At 70.2% G+C, this 14036-nt stretch carries 14 protein-coding genes and 1 riboswitch; of the genes, 8 read left to right on the forward strand and 6 right to left on the reverse strand.

What is annotated here, in order from left to right; translation table 11 throughout:
* Positions 1-58: 58 nt before the first annotated feature.
* The gene (locus SALPAC3_RS0103880) at positions 59-610 is read left to right on the forward strand and encodes an Lrp/AsnC family transcriptional regulator (protein ID WP_018219960.1); all 552 of its coding nucleotides are present in this window, start codon (positions 59-61) and stop codon (positions 608-610) included.
* Here the strand turns inward: SALPAC3_RS0103880 and SALPAC3_RS0103885 are convergent.
* Together SALPAC3_RS0103885 and SALPAC3_RS0103890 are read right to left on the reverse strand one after the other, a co-directional pair.
* Positions 551-1579, reverse strand: coding sequence for a DNA polymerase domain-containing protein (locus SALPAC3_RS0103885; protein ID WP_050563725.1), 1029 nt, complete (start codon positions 1577-1579; stop codon positions 551-553). The two genes, SALPAC3_RS0103880 and SALPAC3_RS0103885, sit on opposite strands and share 60 nt — an antisense overlap.
* 91 nt (positions 1580-1670) lie before the next feature.
* The gene (locus SALPAC3_RS0103890; protein WP_018219962.1) at positions 1671-2552 is read right to left on the reverse strand and encodes a metallophosphoesterase family protein; all 882 of its coding nucleotides are present in this window, start codon (positions 2550-2552) and stop codon (positions 1671-1673) included.
* 112 nt (positions 2553-2664) lie between these two features.
* A riboswitch (ZMP/ZTP riboswitch) is annotated at positions 2665-2754 on the forward strand.
* 31 nt (positions 2755-2785) lie between these two features.
* Between SALPAC3_RS0103890 and SALPAC3_RS0103895 the strand changes: the two genes are divergently transcribed.
* Positions 2786-4222: a glycine hydroxymethyltransferase gene (locus SALPAC3_RS0103895; RefSeq protein ID WP_018219963.1), complete on the forward strand. Its 1437-nt coding sequence runs from the start codon at positions 2786-2788 to the stop codon at positions 4220-4222.
* Positions 4223-4247: 25 nt separating this feature from the next.
* On the opposite strand, the gene SALPAC3_RS0103900 is transcribed toward SALPAC3_RS0103895, so the two are convergent.
* The 3 genes from SALPAC3_RS0103900 to SALPAC3_RS0103910 all read right to left on the reverse strand — a co-directional run bounded on the left by SALPAC3_RS0103900 (position 4248) and on the right by SALPAC3_RS0103910 (position 6379).
* On the reverse strand, positions 4248-5048 hold the full coding sequence (locus SALPAC3_RS0103900) for a DedA family protein (RefSeq protein ID WP_018826845.1): 801 nt from the start codon (positions 5046-5048) through the stop codon (positions 4248-4250).
* A gap of 85 nt (positions 5049-5133) precedes the next feature.
* Positions 5134-5967: a helix-turn-helix domain-containing protein gene (locus SALPAC3_RS0103905; protein ID WP_018219965.1), complete on the reverse strand. Its 834-nt coding sequence runs from the start codon at positions 5965-5967 to the stop codon at positions 5134-5136.
* 172 nt (positions 5968-6139) lie between these two features.
* A complete protein-coding gene (locus tag SALPAC3_RS0103910) occupies positions 6140-6379 on the reverse strand; it encodes a DUF397 domain-containing protein (RefSeq protein ID WP_018215227.1) in 240 nt (79 codons plus the stop codon).
* 235 nt (positions 6380-6614) lie between these two features.
* Here SALPAC3_RS0103910 and SALPAC3_RS0103915 point away from each other — a divergent pair, with 235 nt between their 5' ends.
* The 6 genes from SALPAC3_RS0103915 (at position 6615) to SALPAC3_RS0103940 (ending at position 12747) form a co-directional block, all read left to right on the forward strand.
* Positions 6615-7262: a GGDEF domain-containing protein gene (locus tag SALPAC3_RS0103915; protein WP_018219966.1), complete on the forward strand. Its 648-nt coding sequence runs from the start codon at positions 6615-6617 to the stop codon at positions 7260-7262.
* A gap of 577 nt (positions 7263-7839) precedes the next feature.
* Positions 7840-8109: a metal-sensitive transcriptional regulator gene (locus tag SALPAC3_RS0103920; protein WP_018219967.1), complete on the forward strand. Its 270-nt coding sequence runs from the start codon at positions 7840-7842 to the stop codon at positions 8107-8109.
* Between the two features lie 134 nt (positions 8110-8243).
* Complete coding sequence (locus tag SALPAC3_RS0103925) at positions 8244-9656, forward strand: MBL fold metallo-hydrolase (RefSeq protein ID WP_018219968.1); 1413 nt, start codon at positions 8244-8246, stop codon at positions 9654-9656.
* Between the two features lie 121 nt (positions 9657-9777).
* Entirely contained in the window at positions 9778-10677 is a 900-nt protein-coding gene (locus SALPAC3_RS0103930) for a sulfite exporter TauE/SafE family protein (protein WP_026185211.1), read from the forward strand.
* A gap of 102 nt (positions 10678-10779) precedes the next feature.
* On the forward strand, positions 10780-10956 hold the full coding sequence (locus SALPAC3_RS28245; protein WP_018219970.1) for a hypothetical protein: 177 nt from the start codon (positions 10780-10782) through the stop codon (positions 10954-10956).
* A gap of 102 nt (positions 10957-11058) precedes the next feature.
* Positions 11059-12747 carry a long-chain-fatty-acid--CoA ligase gene (locus tag SALPAC3_RS0103940; RefSeq protein WP_026185212.1) on the forward strand — a complete coding sequence of 563 codons (1689 nt, stop codon included), beginning with the start codon at positions 11059-11061 and terminating at the stop codon, positions 12745-12747.
* A gap of 141 nt (positions 12748-12888) precedes the next feature.
* Here SALPAC3_RS0103940 and SALPAC3_RS0103945 read toward each other — a convergent pair whose 3' ends face one another.
* The gene (locus tag SALPAC3_RS0103945; RefSeq protein WP_018219972.1) at positions 12889-14031 is read right to left on the reverse strand and encodes a fatty acid desaturase family protein; all 1143 of its coding nucleotides are present in this window, start codon (positions 14029-14031) and stop codon (positions 12889-12891) included.
* Between the last annotated feature and the right edge of the window lie 5 nt (positions 14032-14036).

Genomic DNA, 14036 nt, shown 5'->3' on the forward strand with positions numbered 1-14036 from the left:
ATGATTGACTCAAGAACCGGCGAAAACGCAAGATGATTGGTCTAAGGGAGGTACTGTGATGAGCCAAGAGTCCCGCCCAGACCGGGCCGCGGCGACCGGGCCGGGACGATCGGCCCGGCCGTTGGACGATGTGGACCGCCGCATCCTGGCCGAGTTGGTCCGGGACGGACGCACATCGGTGCGGACGCTCGCCGCGCGCCTGCACATCTCCCGAACCAACGCGTACGCCCGGATGGAGCGGTTGCTGCGTGACGGTGTGGTCACCGGCTTTCGGGCCCGGGTGGCACCGGAGGCCGCCGGCTTGGGCACCTCGGCGTACATCGCCATCACCATCGAACAGAACACCTGGCGGGAGGTCTCGGCGGAGCTGGCCCAGGTGCGCTACCTGGAGCACGCCGCGCTGATCGGCGGCGAGCACGACGTACTCGCGCTGATCCGGGCCCCGGACAACGCCACGCTGCGAGACGTGGTGCTGACCCGGGTGCAGAGCATCCCCGGAGTGCTCTCCAGCCGCACCTGGCTGGTCTTCCACGAGTTCGACGGCGAGACGTCACCCTGGAGCCCGGCCGCGTCCCCTCCGTCTCCCGGGCCCAGGCGCCCGGGGCCCTGAACGCTCCGGAGGCGCCGCCAGCTTCTCCCGGTCGGCCAGCTCCAGCAACGGCTCCAGCGAATATGCCCGCTCGTCCAGGCCCGCGTGCGGATCGCCGTGCTCGGCGAAGCGGGCCGGCATCGTGGTGATGTCGAAGTCCTCCGGCTGGGCATCGTCCAGCTCGGTCCAGGCCACCGGGGCGGAGACCAGCGCCGCCGGGGTGGGCCGGATCGAGTACGCCGAGGCCATCGTGTGATCCCGAGCCATCTGGTTGTAGTCGACGAAGACCGGCCGATCCCGCTGTTCCCGCCACCAGGTGGTGGTGACCAGGTCGGGCCGACGGCGCTGGATCTCCCGACCCAACGCCAGCACCGCCCGGCGGCAGTCCCCGAAGCCCCACCGTGGCTCGATGGTGAGGTAGACGTGCAGCCCTCGTCCCCCGGTGGTCTTCGGGTAGCCAACCAGCCCGAGCTCGTCGAGGAAGGCGCGGACCTCGTGCGCCACCGGGACCACCTGGTCGAACCCGACCCCGGGTAGCGGATCCAGGTCGATGCGTAGCTGGTCTGGTCGCTCGACGTCAGGTCGGGACACCGGCCACGGGTGGAACCGGAGCGTGCCGAGGTTGACCGCCCAGGCCACCACGGCCAGCTCACTGGGCGCGAGTTCGTCCGCGCTCCGACCGCTCGGGAACGTCAGGTGCGCGGTGCGAACCCAGTCGGGAGCGCCCGCCGGCAGCCGCTTCTGGTAAAAGGCGTCCCCGCGGTTGTCCGCCCGCGTCGCGATCCTGGCACCGGCGAAGACGCCGCGCGGCCACCGCTCGAGCATCGTCGGCCGGTCCCGCAGGGCGCGCAGGATGCCCTCGCCGACGGCCAGGAAGTAGCGCACCACATCGAGCTTGGTCAGCCCCAACTCGGCGAAGTAGGGCTTGTCCGGGTTGGAGACGCGGACCAGCCGCCGTCCCACCCGGAGCTGCTCGGCCGGCGTCGCCACGCCCACACCGTAGCCGTGATCCGCCGCGCGCACCGGGTCGGACGCGCATCGCCAGCCGCACGGATCCGGTAGCCCCCGGCGAAGGAACGGGCTACCAGGCGGTCGGTGGCGACCCGGCCGGCGCCGGCAGGATCCGGCGCGGCTGCCCCGGCGGCCCGCCCCGACGCCGCCACTCCCGGGGGTAGCCCACCGACACCTCCTCGAAGCGCACCCCGTCGTACCAGGTGGTGCGCGGGATGTGGAGGTGGCCATAGACCACCGCGGCGGCGTCGAAACGCCGATGCCAGTCGGCCGTCGCCTCGGTGCCGCACCACTGCGCGAAGATCGGATAGCGAAGAATGCGGGTGGGCTCACGACGCAGCGGCCAGTGGTTCATCAGGACCGTCGGCAGCGCCGGGTCCCGCTCCGCCAGCCGCCGGGCCGTCCCGGCGACCCGGGCGGCGCACCAGGCCGACCGGCTCTCGTACGGGTCAGGGTGCAGCAGGTACTCATCGGTGCAGACGATCCCGGTCCGGTACGCCTCGGCGAGCGCCGCCTGCGACGTGTCGAGGCCCTCGGGGCGCCAGCTGTAGTCATAGAGCAGGAACAGCGGGGCCACGGTGACCGGGCCGCCGGGCCCCTCCCACACCGGGTATGGGTCCTCCGGCGTGACGACGCCGAGCTCCCGGCAGAGTTCGACCAGGTGGGCGTAGCGGGCGGCGCCGCGCAGGGGCACCGGGTCGGCTGGCAGGCTCCACAGCTCGTGGTTGCCGGGCGACCAGAGCACCTTCGCGAACCGGGCGGCCAGCAGCCGCAGCGCCCATTCGACCTGCGCGACCGTGTCTCCCACGTCGCCGGCGACCAGTAGCCAGTCCGCCGGCGACTCCGGACGCAGCTGCTCGACGACCGTCCGGTTCTCCGCGTGCCGCACGTGCAGATCACTGATTGCGAGCAGACTCCCCCGACCGTCCGCCCGATCACCCGGCCCCGTCATGTTCCGATCCTAGCCGCGCTCCCCATCGCCGTCGATCTTCGACCCGGCGCGGCCCCGGCGCGCACGGCGGAGGAACGTCGGCCGGGCGCTGCACCGCGAACCCGGTAGGATCCCCTCGGGCCGGGACTGGCGCGATTTGGGATGGAGCACCATCGGGGAACGGCCCTTACGCGGACGCAAGCCGAGCGCCTGGGCCTCCACACGTCCACCGGGAACGTTCACCAGGAGGTCACATGTCGGGTAACGCCGAGTCCACCGCCTATCGCAGCGCACTCGAGGTAATCGGTGCCGTCGAGCCGCGGGTGGCCACCGCCATCCGCGCCGAATTGGCCGACCAGCGTGAGTCGCTCAAGCTGATCGCCAGCGAGAACTACGCCTCCCCCGCGACGCTGCTGGCCATGGGCAACTGGTTCAGCGACAAGTACGCCGAAGGTACGGTCGGCCGTCGCTTCTACGCCGGCTGCCAGAACGTCGACACCGTCGAGGCGCTCGCCGCCGAGCACGCCCGGGAGTTGTTCGGAGCGCCGTACGCCTACGTGCAGCCGCACTCGGGGATCGACGCCAACCTGGTCGCCTTCTGGGCGGTCCTGGCCGACCGGGTCGAGTCGCCCGCGCTCAGGCGCGCCCAGGCCCGGCATGTCAACGACCTCACCGAGGCCGACTGGTTCGCCCTGCGCCGTGAGTTGGGCAACCAGCGGATGCTGGGCATGTCGCTGGACGCGGGGGGTCACCTGACCCACGGGTTCCGGCCGAACATCTCCGGCAAGATGTTCGACCAGCGCAGCTACGGCACCGACCCGGAGACCGGGCTGATCGACTACGACCGGGTCGCCGAGGCGGCCCGCGAGTTCAAGCCGCTGATCCTCGTCGGCGGCTACTCGGCGTACCCACGGAAGGTCAATTTCCGCATCCTGCGGGAGATCGCCGACTCGGTCGGTGCCACCTTCATGGTGGACATGGCCCACTTCGCCGGGTTGGTCGCCGGCAAGATCTTCACCGGTGACTTCGACCCGGTTCCGCACGCGCACATCGTGACCTCCACCACGCACAAGTCGCTACGTGGGCCCCGCGGCGGCCTGGTGCTCTGCGGTCCAGAGCTCGCCGAGCAGGTCGACCGGGGCTGCCCGATGGTGCTCGGCGGCCCGCTGCCGCAGGTGATGGCCGCCAAGGCGGTCGCGCTCGCCGAGGCCCGACGGCCTGACTTCGTCGACTACGCCGGGCGAATCGTCGCCAACGCGGAGGCCCTGGCCGACGGGTTGCAGCGTCGGGGCACGAAGCTGGTCACCGGCGGGACCGACAACCACCTGGCGCTGATCGACGTGACCGGGTATGGGCTCACCGGCCGGCAGGCCGAGCAGGCGCTCCTCGACTCAGGCATCGTCACCAACCGCAACGCGATCCCGCAGGACCCGAACGGCGCCTGGTACACCTCCGGGATCCGGGTCGGCACACCGGCGTTGACCACCCGCGGCTTCGGCACCGCCGAGCTGGACGCCACAGCCGAGCTGATCCACACCGTCCTGAGCCGGACCGCACCCGGCACGAACGCCGACGGCACCGCGTCGAAGGCGAAGTACGTGCTGGACCCGGGCGTTGCCGACCGGGTCAGCAAGCAGGCCAGCGACCTGCTCACCGGCTTCCCCCTCTACCCCGCCATCGACCTCGGCTAGCCCGCCGGCGCCTCGATCGGACTTGTCAGCTCACGGTGGTGTCCTCGGACCAGCTACTCCGGTAGAGGGTTCCCCGGCCCTGCGGGTCGGGGACACCATCGATGGGCGGCAGCGGCGCGGGGAACTCGTCCCCCGGCCCGTTGGGCTGCACTCCCCCGGTCGTCCGGGACCGGCGGAGCCGGGTGACGACGAACCAGACGAGCCCCGCCACGCAGGCCAGGATGACGATGTTCTGGAGCACACCGGCGTACTCCTCGACCAGATGCCAGTTGTCCCCGAGCAGGTAGCCGGCCATGACGAAGGTGGTGTTCCAGATCAGACTGCCCAAAGTGGTGTAGACGACGAAGGTCCACACCGGCATGCGCTCCACCCCGGCCGGGATCGAGATCATGCTTCGGAAGATCGGAATCATCCGGCCGAAGAACACCGCTTTGACGCCGTGCCGGAGAAACCACTCCTCGGTCTTGTCGACGTCGCTCAGCTTCACCAGCGGAAGCCGGGCGGCGATGGCCCGCATCCGGTCCCGCCCCAATGCCGCACCGATGTAGTACAGGGCGAGCGCACCCACCAGCGAGCCCAACGTGGTCCAGAAGATCGCGCTGATGACGCTCATCCGTCCCTGGCCGGCGACGAACCCGGCCAGCGGAAGGATCACCTCGCTGGGGATCGGCGGGAAGAGGTTCTCCAGCGCCACGGCCAGGCCGGCGCCGGGCCCGCCCAGCTGCTCCACCAGACCGATCACGTGCCCGACCAGGCCGTCCTGAGGAGGTTCGGCCTGGCTGGCGGTGGTACTGGCGGCGAGGAGGGCGTGCACGGTTCGAGGCATGGGCTATACGGTACGAACTCCGCCTGAGAGCGCACCCAGCCGGGCGGCGCCCACCCGGCGACGAGATCAGGCCCGCCCCACCGAGTCAGCCCGAGGGTAGTTCGGCCAGGATCCGGCCGAGCAGTTCCGGCGTACGCTCGGGCGGCTCCGCCTCCACGCAGAGCTGTTCCATCGCCAACGCGTAGAACTCCAGATCTTCCCGCTTGTCGAGGTAGAGGGCGCTGGTGAGCTGCTCAATGTAGACCACGTCGGGCAGTTCCTGGTCACTGAAGCGGAGAATGGTGAAGGCGCCGCCCGCGGCCGCGTGCCCGCCAGCGGCGAACGGTACGACCTGGAGCCGCACGTTCGGCAATGTTGTCGCCTCGATCAGCGCCGAAACCTGCTGCCGCATGACCGCCGTGCCGCCGATCGGCCGGCGCAGGGCCGCTTCGTCCACCACGGCCCACAGCTGCGGCGGATCCTCCCCGTGCAGCACCTGCTGCCGCCGCATCCGCAGCGTGACCCGACGGTCGATCTCCGCCGACCCGGCGCGGCTGTGACCGAGAAGCACGACGGCTCGGGCGTACTCCTCGGTCTGGAGCAGGCCGGGTACGAACTGGAGCTCGTACGTGCGGATCCGGGTAGCCGCAGCCTCCAACCCGAGGTAAGCCTGGAACCAGGACGGCAGCACGTCCCCGTACCGGTGCCACCAACCGGGGCTGTTCGCCTCCCGGGCAAGGTGGAGCAGGGCGTCCCGCTCCGTTGGGTCGGTGATGCCGTAGAGGGTCAGCAGATCCGCGACGTCGCGTTCCTTGAACCCGACCCGTCCCAGCTCCATCCTGCTGATCTTCGACTCGGAGGCCCGAATCTCCCAGCCCGCACCCTCCCGACTAACCCCGCAGGACTCGCGTAGCCGGCGCAGCTGCGCGCCGAGCATCATCCGTAGGACGGTTGGGCCAGCCGATGACCCCCCCTCAACGGGTCTCGTCGCCACTGCCGCCCCTCCGTTTACTGGACGCGCCCGGGCCGAACCTGGCCCGGTCGCCGAGTCAGCATGCCATGGCCCGTCGGTGAGGGGAATCGGTCCCGGCGGCGCGGCGCGGATCAGTGGATCAGTGGATCAGGTGATCGAAATCACCGTCCCTGGCGCCAAGCACGAAGGCTGCGATCTCGTCCACGGTGTAGATCAGAGCGGGGCCGTCGGGATGCCGCGAGTTGCGCACGGCGATGCCCGCACCGTCCGGAAGCTCGGCCAGCTCTACGCAGTTGCCACTGGGATTACTGCGGCGGCTCTTCTGCCACCGCAGCGGCGGTAGCTCGGGAGCGGGAACGCCATTCGATAGCGGCTGCATGTGCGCCCTTCTCGTCATGCATCCGTCCATACCGCAGCCCGGACGGGTACGTGTGGACAGAGTGGCTCCTGCACGTGCATCTGCTATTGCATATGCATCGGACAACGAGCATGATAGCCGACGGGAGCGGTGTCGATCCGCTCACCGTAAGTCACCTTTACTGGGCGACTAGCAGGGCAGACACGGGGTCGGTGACCGTCGGCAATGCCGGGGCATCGGCATGACGGGAGGACTCATGCCGGATCCGCTGACGATCGCGTCCGGCGTCTGCGCCGCGGGCGCCCTCATCTCCTCCTGGCAGCTGCACCGCCGAGCGGTGCAGGCCGAGACGGAGATCGCCGTCCTCCAGGCCGAGCTCGCCGCCGAACGCCACGCCGCCAGCCACGACCCGCTCACCGGCCTGCCCAACCGACGAGCCTTTCATCGGCTGGCCGCCGCCCTGCTGACCCGAGCCGACGGACGACCGCTGATCGCCGTCGTCCTCGATCTCGACGACTTCAAACAGATCAACGATCGGTACGGACACGCCGCCGGCGACCAGGTACTGGTCAACGTCGCCCAGCGGCTCGCCGACTTTGCGGGAGGCGATCCGGTCGCCCGACTCGGTGGGGATGAATTCGCCGGGCTGCTGACCGCCCCCGAGGTCGAGCGGCGGTGGCTTGAGCACGCCACCCGCCGGTTGCACGATGTCCTCGCCGCACCAATCCGGCTGCACTCCGCAAGCGTGCGGGTGACAGCCTCCGTCGGATTGGCGCCGGTCACCTGCCCCGCCCAGCTCTCCGAGGCGTTGGACCGGGCCGACGCCGCGATGTACCGGGCGAAGAGCATCGACTCGCCCCACCTCCGCGAGCTCCTCGACACCGCGAGTAGCGGCGACCGCTGACCACACCAGCCACCCCACCCGGTGGTCCTCATGCGACCGGTCGTCGGATGGCCCGGCGACGGGCCAGCAACACGACGGCCACCAAGATGAGCCCCTCGAACCGACCAACACCCGCTCGGCCAAACCCAGGTAAACGAACCGTACGCGCTCCGGGCCGGTGTCGAGGGTTCGCAGGTCGGCGCCGAGCTTCCGCAGCGGCCCCGCAGGCGTTTCCGGCAGCCAGGTGCAGCCCGCCACCACGGCCGGAAGCCCGACGGCGCCGGCGACGGCCGCAACGGCCAACCCAGCGTTGCCGGAGGAGCCGGCGATGACGCGTTCGTAGCCCGATGCCTTCGCGTGGGTCACCGCCATCGCCACGAACCGATCCTGTGGCAACCGGTCGGGTTCACTGTCTCGTTCTGGACCAGCACCCATCGCGCCAGGTTCGGCGAACCGGGGGTACGGCCCTGGCCGAGATCGGTGGACCCGGTACGGCCTCAGGAATCCTCCGCCACACCCAGCGGGGGCCTCGGCAGCTTGACGAAGACCACAGCACGCGAGATACCCCCGGGGGTATTGTGGGTACCGGAGGTGCCAGGTGAAGCTTCGACCCGAGATGACTGGTGACGCGCTGACCCGGCTCAAGCGAGCCCGAGGCCAACTAAACGCCGTGATCGACATGATGGAAGACGGTCAGGACTGCCGGGAGGTGCTGACCCAGCTCGCCGCGGTGTCGAAGGCCGTCGACCGGGCTGGCTACAAAATCATCGCGTCGGGCATGCGGCACTGCACCAGCGCCCGGCAACAGGGCGAGACACCCGAGATGACCGAGAAGGAGTTGGAGAAGCTCTTCCTGGCCCTGGCCTGAGTCAACCGAAGAACCAACCCTCCGGCCGCATCCCGGCGGCCGGAGGGGGTAACCGCACGCCAATTGAAAGGCACCGACCTGCCCGCCACATACCCCCCGGCGGTATAGGTTTCTGCCCTGGAAGGAGCACGACGGTGACGTTCAACGTGTCGGTCCTCGCGACCTCATCACTGGGTGACCGCAGTTACCTGGCTTCCGACGGTCAGGTAGCGGTCGTCGTTGACCCACAGCGTGACATCGACCGAATCCTGTACCTTGCCGGAGCGGCGAAGGTCCGAATCACCCACGTGGTCGAGACGCATATTCACAACGACTACGTCTCCGGTGGGCTCGATCTGGCTCGGGTCACCGGTGCCCACTACCTGGTCGCCGCGGCCGAGCGGGCCGAATTCGAACACCTGCCGGTCACCGACGGCGACACCCTGACGGTCTCCGACACGATGCGCCTACGGGTGACCGCCACCCCCGGCCACACCTTCCACCACCTGTCCTACATTCTGGACCACGCGAACGACGGCGACTGGCGACCGGCGGGAGTCTTCACCGGCGGCTCGCTCCTCTTCGGCACCACCGGCCGCACCGACCTGCTCGGCCAGCAACACGCCCACGAACTGGCCCACCACCAGCACACCTCGGCCCGACGGCTGGCAGACCTACTGCCCGACGGCGCCGAGGTGTGGCCGACCCACGGGTTCGGCAGCTTCTGCTCCGCCAGCCAAACCGACGCCCCAGAATCGACCATCGGCCGGGAGAAGGGGGTTAACCCGGTACTCCGGCTGGCCGCCGACGACTTCATTACCGAGGCCCTCTCCGGGTTGGACGCCTACCCCGCCTACTACGCCCACATGGGCGTCACCAACCTCAACGGTCCGGCACCGGTGAACCTCACCCCGGTCGCCCGCGCCGACGCCGCCGCGTTGCGTCGGCGGGTCAATGCCGGGGAGTGGGTTGTTGACCTACGTCACCGCAGGGCGTACGCCGCCTCCCATCTGGCCGGTACGGTCAGCCTCGGCCTGGACGGAGCGATGTCCACCTGGCTCGGCTGGCTCATTAGCTGGGGCTCACCGGTCACCCTGCTCGCCGAGACCTCCGCGCAGATCGCCGAGGCACAGCGCGAACTGGCCCGCATCGGCATCGACCGGCCGGCCGGCCAGGCCACCGGCGAGGCCGAGCGGTGGGCCGCCGACCGCGAACAGCTACGGAAGCTACCGCTGGCCGACTTCGCCGCGCTGGCTGCCGCCCGTGCCGGGCGGCTCCCCACCGGGCTGCCCACCCCCGACGTGGTGCTCGACGTGCGAATGGCCAACGAGTGGACCGCAGGGCACATCGCCGACGCCGTACACCTGCCCCTACCCGAGCTGCCCCGGCGCCTCGCCGACCTGCCCACCGGTGCGGTCTGGGTGCACTGCGGCTCCGGCTATCGGGCCACCGTCGCCGGGTCGCTGTTGGCGAACGCCGGCCGCGACGTGGTCGTCATCGACGACCGATTCGCAGCGGCCGAGGCGGCCGGAATCCCCCTGATCGGCGCGGAAACCACCCGTACCTGAGCCGGCCGCCCCGCCCGGCGACGAGCGGCGACCCCGCCCACCCCATCGGCGTGCCCAGGAACGAGGAGAGCATGAGCAGCCCCACCCGCGACGCCACACCAACCGGACGGCGGTCGTGACCATCAGCCTCACCCTGGCCCTGACCGTCGGGCTGGCCGTCCTGATCGGGCTCAGCCTCGGCCTGCTCGGCGGGGGTGGCTCCATCCTCGCCGTACCACTGTTGGTCTACGTCGCCGACCTGCCGCCGAAGGAGGCGATCGCCACCTCGCTGCTGGTGGTCGGCGTGACCAGCGCGGTCGGTGTACTACCGCATGCCCGTGCCGGACGGATCCGCTGGCGTAGCGGCCTGCTCTTCGGGGCCGCCGGCATGGCCGGGGCCTACGTCGGTGGCCGGCTGGCCGCGTTCGTCCCGGCGACGATCCTGCTCACCGGCTTCGCGGTGATGATGCTCGCCACGGCGGCCGCGATGATCCGCGGTCGTCGTGGCGCCGACGGCCGTATGGTGCCACGCGAGCTCCCGGTGCGGCGGGTCCTGCTGGACGGCGTCGTGGTCGGCCTGGTAACCGGCATGGTCGGCGCGGGTGGCGGCTTCCTGGTGGTGCCCGCACTCACGCTGCTCGGTGGTCTGCCGATGCCGGTCGCGGCCGGCACCTCACTGGTCGTGATAGCGATGAAGTCGTTCGCGGGTCTGACCGGATACCTGTCCAGCGTCAGCATCGACTGGGGCCTGGCCGCCGCGGTCACCACCGCCGCCGTCGCCGGCAGCCTCGCCGGTGCCCGACTGGCCGGCCGCGTGCCCGAGGTCGTGCTCCGCCGGACCTTCGGCGGATTCGTGGTGGTCGCGGGCGTGTTCGTCCTGGTCCAGCAGGTGCCCGGAGATGGCCGGGTCAAAATCCTGGTAGCCGCCCTCACCGGCGCCCTCGCGGCGGTGGCGCTGCTGGTCGCCGGCCGCCGCCGCAGACCCGCCGGGACGACCGGGTCAGCGCACGGTGCCGCGCAGGATCACCAGACGGAGCGCTGACCACGCGGGCAGGAACTCGCCGGTTCCCACCCGGCATGTTGCCGGCCAGGCCGGGAAGGCGGCGGAGCGTCCCCCGCCAACGGGGGCGGGACGGAGGTCGACATGCGGGTAGTACTTTGGGTCATCGGCATCGTCGCTGCCGCACTCATCCTGCTGGGACTGCTCTGGCAGGCGGCCCAATGGCTGATGGTTATCGGTGCGATCGCGCTGGTGGTCGTGATCATCATGGCGGTGGTCAAGGTGCGCCAGATGACTCGGCAATCGCAACGACGACACTGACCACGGGCACTCGATCGGCGGTGCGACGACAGGTACCTCGCCGGGTTTCCTACCAGACCGTAGGTTACGGTCCGGTAGACGACCGTGGGGAGGATGGCCACCATGAACCTGAGCGCCGAACGGCCGTGGCTTCGTAGCTACGCACCGGGGGTGCCGACGACCATCACCCCGACCGACGAGTCCCTGGTCGACCTGCTGCGGGAGGCCGTTCACCGGTTCGGTGACCGGACCGCCCTGGACTTCTTCGGCGCCACCACCAGCTACCGTGAGCTGGCGGCACAGGTGGAACGGGCCGCTGAGGCGCTCCGCCGCCTCGGCGTCGGCCAAGGCGACCGGGTCGCACTGGTCCTGCCAAACTGCCCGCAACACGTGGTGGCCTTCTACGCGGTGCTGCGACTCGGTGCGATCGTGGTCGAGCACAACCCGCTCTATACCGAGCAGGAACTCGCCCACCAACTCGCCGACCACGGCGCCCGAGTCGCCGTGGTCTGGAACAAGGTCGCGCCACTGGTGCAACGCACCGCCGGCACCACCAAGGTCGAAACGGTCATCGCAGTCGATCTCAGCGCGGCCCTACCCCCGCTCAAGCGCTGGGCGCTGCGGCTACCGGTGTCCCGAGCCCGGACCGCCCGCGCCGCGATCACCGCCCCCGCACCGGGCGCCCTGGCCTGGGAACGCCTGCTGGCCAGCAGCGGACCGTTGGCCGCCGACCATCCCGCGCCGGAGCCGGACGACACCGCGCTGTTGCAGTACACCGGCGGCACCACCGGGACCCCGAAGGGAGCGATCCTCACCCACCGCAACCTGCGTGTCAACGCCGCGCAGGGCCGCGCGTGGGTGCCGGGACTCCGCGACGGCGCCGAGACCGTGTACGGCGTGCTACCCCTGTTCCACGCCTACGGGCTGACGCTCTGCCTGACCTTCTCGGTCAGCATCGGCGCGACCCTGGTACTGCTGCCCCGCTTCGACGTGAACGAGACCCTCCAGGCGATACGTCGCCGCCCGCCGACGTTCCTGCCGGCAGTACCGCCGATCTACGAGAAGCTCGCCGTCGCCGCCCGGGAACGCGGCGTCGACCTGACCTCCGTCCGGTATGCCATCTCCGGGGCGATGTCGCTGCCCCCGGCCACCGTGGGCCTGTGGGAGTCGGTGACCGGCGGGCTGCTGGTCGAGGGGTACGGGATGACCGAGACCTCCCCGGTGGCCTTGGGGAATCCGGTGTCGACGGCCCGGCAGCCCGGCACCGTGGGCATTCCGTTCCCCGCCACCAACATCCGCATCGTTGACCCGGAGGACCCGACCCAGGACCGTGCCCCCGGCGAGGCGGGCGAGTTGCTGATCAGCGGGCCGCAGGTCTTCGCCGGGTACTGGTGCCGGCCGGAGGAGACGGCGGCGGTGCTGCTGCCCGGCGGTTGGCTCCGAACCGGGGACATCGTGGAGATGAACTCGGACGGCTTCGTACGGGTCGTTGACCGGATCAAAGAACTGATCATCACTGGTGGGTTCAACGTCTACCCGTCCGAGGTGGAGGAGGCGCTGCGGCAGATCCCCGGGATCCGCGACGCCGCCGCGGTCGGCCTGCCCGGTGCCGCTGGCGGCGAGGAGGTTGTCGCCGTGGTGGTGCTGCACGCCGACTGCACCACCGACGAGGCGGGCATCCGGGCAAGGTGCCGGGAGCAGCTGACCGCGTACAAGGTGCCGCGCCGGGTGGTGGTGGTTGACGACCTGCCCCGCTCCCAGATTGGCAAGGTGCTGCGCCGGGAGGTCCGCGACCGGCTGCTCGCCACCTGACCGGAGCCCCGGGCCGAGCCACGCCCAGGTCGCGGGAGCTCGGCCGACCCGGGGCCGTCGGCCAGCGGGACTCCCGGGCCAGTGGGGAACAGGTGAGCCCGGGCCGCCTTGGCGGCCCGGGGCTCACTCACCTACGCCAGTTCAGGCACCAGAGGTACGCAGCGCCGGCGCCGGCCGGTTGCTGGCCCGGTCGCGGGGCCGACGGTTGGGCAGCGACAGCCGGATGACCTTCTTCCAGGCGGAGAAGACCTGCCGGGGCAGCGATCCGGTGGTGTACTTCAGGCCGTACCGGTCGAACAGCGCCCGGACCTCCGGAGCGACCTCCCGGTAGCGGTTGCTCGGCAGGTCCGGGAAGAGGTGGTGCTCGATCTGGTGGGAGAGGTTGCCGGACATGATGTGTAGCAACCGGCTACCACTGATGTTCGCCGAGCCGAGCATCTGCCGCAGGTACCACTCGCCGCGGGTCTCCCCCTCGATCGAGGTCTTCTCGAAGGTCTCCACGCCCTCCGGGAAGTGCCCGCACATGATCACGGAGTGGCTCCACAGGTTCCGGACCAGGTTCGCGGTGAAGGTCGCGGCGAGCGTGCTCAGAAACGATGGCCCGGACAGCAGTGGGTGCAGCACGTAGTCCTTCAGGACCTGACGGCGGATCTTACGGCCGACGGCTCGGGCCCGAGCCCGGAACGCCGGATCCCGGTGCCGGCCCTTCTTCAGGTTACGCCCCAGCTCCAGGTCGTACGCGGCGATGCCGTACTCGAAGAAGCAGGCGTTGATCAGGTTCCACACCGGCTGCCCCAGGTGGAGCGGGTGCCACCGCTGGTCCTCGTCAACGCGCATGATGCCGTACCCGAGGTCGTTGTCCTTGCCGATCACGTTGGTGTAGCGGTGGTGCAGCTCGTTGTGGGAGTGCTTCCACTGCTCGGCCGGAGAGACGTGGTCCCACTCCCAGGTCGTGGAATGGATCTTCGGGTCCCGCATCCAGTCCCACTGGCCGTGCAGGATGTTGTGCCCGATCTCCATGTTCTCCAGGATCTTGGCGACCGACAGACCGGCCGTGCCGATGATCCACGCCGGCGGGAACAGCGAGAAGAGCAGCACCGCCCGACTGCCCAACTCCAGGCGCCGCTGCGTCCGGATCAGCCGGCGGATGTAGCGGGCGTCCCGTTCCCCCAGATCGGCCAGCACCCGGTCCCGGATCGCGTCCAGTTCCTTTCCGATCACCTCAATGTCTTCGGCACTGAGGTGATCGATCGGGTTGACGGGCTTGCGTTGCATGACGGTCACGTCGG

The organism is Salinispora pacifica DSM 45544, from assembly GCF_000378845.1.
In the GTDB taxonomy this organism is placed as follows: Bacteria; Actinomycetota; Actinomycetes; order Mycobacteriales; family Micromonosporaceae; genus Micromonospora; species Micromonospora pacifica.

Bases quoted from the DNA above. Each gene is read 5' to 3' on its own strand.
- SALPAC3_RS0103880 (WP_018219960.1), top strand. From the start codon at position 59: ATGAGCCAAGAGTCCCGCCCAGACCGGGCCGCGGCGACCGGGCCGGGA.
- SALPAC3_RS0103890 (WP_018219962.1), bottom strand. From the start codon at position 2,552: ATGACGGGGCCGGGTGATCGGGCGGACGGTCGGGGGAGTCTGCTCGCA.
- SALPAC3_RS0103895 (WP_018219963.1), top strand. From the start codon at position 2,786: ATGTCGGGTAACGCCGAGTCCACCGCCTATCGCAGCGCACTCGAGGTA.
- SALPAC3_RS0103900 (WP_018826845.1), bottom strand. From the start codon at position 5,048: ATGCCTCGAACCGTGCACGCCCTCCTCGCCGCCAGTACCACCGCCAGC.
- SALPAC3_RS0103905 (WP_018219965.1), bottom strand. From the start codon at position 5,967: ATGATGCTCGGCGCGCAGCTGCGCCGGCTACGCGAGTCCTGCGGGGTT.
- SALPAC3_RS0103910 (WP_018215227.1), bottom strand. From the start codon at position 6,379: ATGCAGCCGCTATCGAATGGCGTTCCCGCTCCCGAGCTACCGCCGCTG.
- SALPAC3_RS0103915 (WP_018219966.1), top strand. From the start codon at position 6,615: ATGCCGGATCCGCTGACGATCGCGTCCGGCGTCTGCGCCGCGGGCGCC.
- SALPAC3_RS28245 (WP_018219970.1), top strand. From the start codon at position 10,780: ATGCGGGTAGTACTTTGGGTCATCGGCATCGTCGCTGCCGCACTCATC.
- SALPAC3_RS0103940 (WP_026185212.1), top strand. From the start codon at position 11,059: ATGAACCTGAGCGCCGAACGGCCGTGGCTTCGTAGCTACGCACCGGGG.